At 48.0% G+C, this 2,246-nt stretch carries 4 protein-coding genes and 1 pseudogene; 1 reads left to right on the forward strand and 4 read right to left on the reverse strand.

Translation table 11 applies throughout. From position 1 onward, the window contains the following. The coding region (locus RTK01_RS16635; protein ID WP_312282036.1) for a hypothetical protein at window positions 1-344 on the reverse strand (344 nt) is incomplete at its 3' end. 88 nt (window positions 345-432) lie between these two features. On the opposite strand from RTK01_RS16635, the gene RTK01_RS16640 reads away from it, so the two are divergent. Continuing rightward, the gene (locus RTK01_RS16640) at window positions 433-966 is read left to right on the forward strand and encodes an OB-fold protein (RefSeq protein WP_312282037.1); all 534 of its coding nucleotides are present in this window, start codon (window positions 433-435) and stop codon (window positions 964-966) included. A 15-nt stretch (window positions 967-981) separates the two neighbouring features. Here the strand turns inward: RTK01_RS16640 and RTK01_RS16645 are convergent, their stop codons facing one another. The 3 genes and pseudogenes from RTK01_RS16645 to RTK01_RS16655 all read right to left on the reverse strand — a co-directional run. After that, complete coding sequence (locus tag RTK01_RS16645; protein WP_312282038.1) at window positions 982-1,566, reverse strand: Gp15 family bacteriophage protein; 585 nt, start codon at window positions 1,564-1,566, stop codon at window positions 982-984. After that, the gene (locus tag RTK01_RS16650; RefSeq protein ID WP_312282039.1) at window positions 1,563-1,982 is read right to left on the reverse strand and encodes a hypothetical protein; all 420 of its coding nucleotides are present in this window, start codon (window positions 1,980-1,982) and stop codon (window positions 1,563-1,565) included. The genes RTK01_RS16645 and RTK01_RS16650 overlap by 4 nt, the downstream gene beginning before the upstream one ends. A 79-nt stretch (window positions 1,983-2,061) precedes the next feature. Beyond that, window positions 2,062-2,246 (reverse strand): annotated as a pseudogene (locus tag RTK01_RS16655) (hypothetical protein); the annotation flags it as partial.

The following is a 2,246-nucleotide window of genomic DNA, read 5'->3' on the forward strand; positions in this document are numbered from 1 at the left end:
CGCTCAAGTTCTATGGTGGCGCTGTTAATGGCTGTATCGTACCGTTCAACTTTAGATTGCACGGCCACCCATGCTTTTTCAGATTCTTTCACCATTGACGTTTGCGCGGAAATTTGCCCCGATGTAAAAAATTCCCTCCCGCTTTTCATATATTCAAGCCGCGCCTTTGCAGCGTCCAAATCTGCGGCAAGCTGCTTTGACTGCTCTGCGAACGGCGTGCGCTCCGCCTGCTTTTGCGAAACTTTGTCCTCAATGGAGATAATTTTCTTTTTCAGGGATTGTAACTGTTTGTCAAGTTGCGCATTATCTAGTGCCGTTGAAAACGTAATAGAGCCGTCAGGCATGTTTATAGCACCTCCTAAAAAACTGTGGACTTTTTTGCTGCAATATGGTAATGTTTGGGTATAGAACGATAGAAAAGAGGGATTTCCCATGAGCAGCAAAACGGCCAAATGCAAATCCTGCGGGGCTGAAATTGCAAAAAACGCAAAGGCGTGTCCTCGTTGCGGAGCTAAAAACGCCTATATCAACCCGATCAACGCCGCTGCCGCCATCTTTTTTTTAATATTCTTTTCGGTTCTTGTGCTAAAACTTGCAGGCAGTGCCTCTCCATCTCCGACAGAAAAGGTCTTGCAAAAGCCCGAATTAACCGTGTCTTCCATCTCTCTTTGGAAGGCCTACTCGGACAACAAAGTAAGCGCTGACGAGACATATAACGGGAAGTGGATTGCCGTCAGCGGGAAGATATCAGATATCACCCAAGATGTAGTTTCGAAGAACCCTTGTGTTTCGATTGACAGCGGAGATGGTTTGAATCTATACCCAATTGAATGTTTTTTTAGCGGTGAAAGCGAGTCAGATAATGACATTTTGGCATCACTTGAAGATGGTCAGGATATTACCATTGTAGGGAAATGTGAAGGAACCCCGCTGCTCAGGGTTCAGCTTTCAGATTGCCACTTTTAAGGATTGCCGCCCCTGCTATATGGGGGCGGCTTTCTTCTTTCCCGTCCACACATCAAACACTGCGTCGTCTTGCTGCGTGTATTGTGTTTTGAAATCTACTAATCTTTGGTTTTTGCGATACCATTCTTGATCTGATTTATCCAGCGGCTTTCCTCTCATTTTCCTATCTCTGACACGGACGATTTGAGCAAATGTACAGTCTCCGATTTCCTGATAGGCTGCAATAAACGTCCACCAGTGCATATAATCGACCGATCTGATTTCTTGTCCGGTTACGCGGTTGATTGGAGCTGCGATATATTTAAAATCTTGTTCCCAGTCAACCAGTTTTGGGGAAGGGCTACTTTCTTGCTGTGCATCCCCGCAGTTGATGAACCAGAAGCACCGCTTTACGGCCTCCTCGTAATTCTCCTGTGGCATATCCGAGAACCCCGGATAAAAGATATCCAGCGCGACTAACGGCTTTTCTTCATCGCTCAAATCTGCATCTGATAGGGCCGTGCAGATATCTAGAATGGCGCGGTAGTCTGAGCGGATATTATAGTTGGTTCCGTTTACCTCGACGGAGGTTGGTAGCAAATCATTCCACGGCCCGCTCATTTGTGATATTTTGCAGTGTACTTACTGATTCGCGGGTTGGTTGCCTTCTGTTCGCGTGAGAAAGTGGTGTCAACCTCGTCCATGACCGCCAGCATAAAATTGCACCACACCGGAAGTCCATCAGCCAGTGCATACACGTTCATGCCGCCGAAAATCCCATCGCACACAGGGTCCCCGAAAACCCCGTCGATGATTTCGCGCATTTCTCCGTCCATTCTCTGTGCGACGTCAAATACTTCCCTCTTGTTGGCGTTCTTCTCCACCTCCGCTTTATATCCGTCCTGCCGCTTGTCGAGGGTTTCGAAAGCATCAAACAGCTTTTTAACGAATGCTGTGTCGGTGGGATTGAAGGAAATTTCATACCCACCGTTCACGGTAAATGTCACAATACCAGTTTCAAATTTTAGTTCAGCCATATTTACCTCCTAAAAATCAGGGCGAAGGGTTGTTCCCTCCGCCCGTTTATAAAAATAGCGCCGTGCCATAGCACCGCGCTTAATCTCCGCCGCCGCCCTCTGCAGTAAATGTAACCGTGCCGTTGGACGCTACCGCAGCAGTACCCTTTGTACGGGTTCCGCCGTAGGTTACATCAATCGGCATTCCAATGTTGGCAGAGCCGCCCAGCCCGGAGGGCTTCACCATGCAGGAAGAATATCGCTCCGCGAATACCGCGGTATCAG

Source organism: Oscillibacter sp. (assembly GCF_031978065.1).
Lineage (GTDB): Bacteria > Bacillota > Clostridia > Oscillospirales > Oscillospiraceae > Oscillibacter.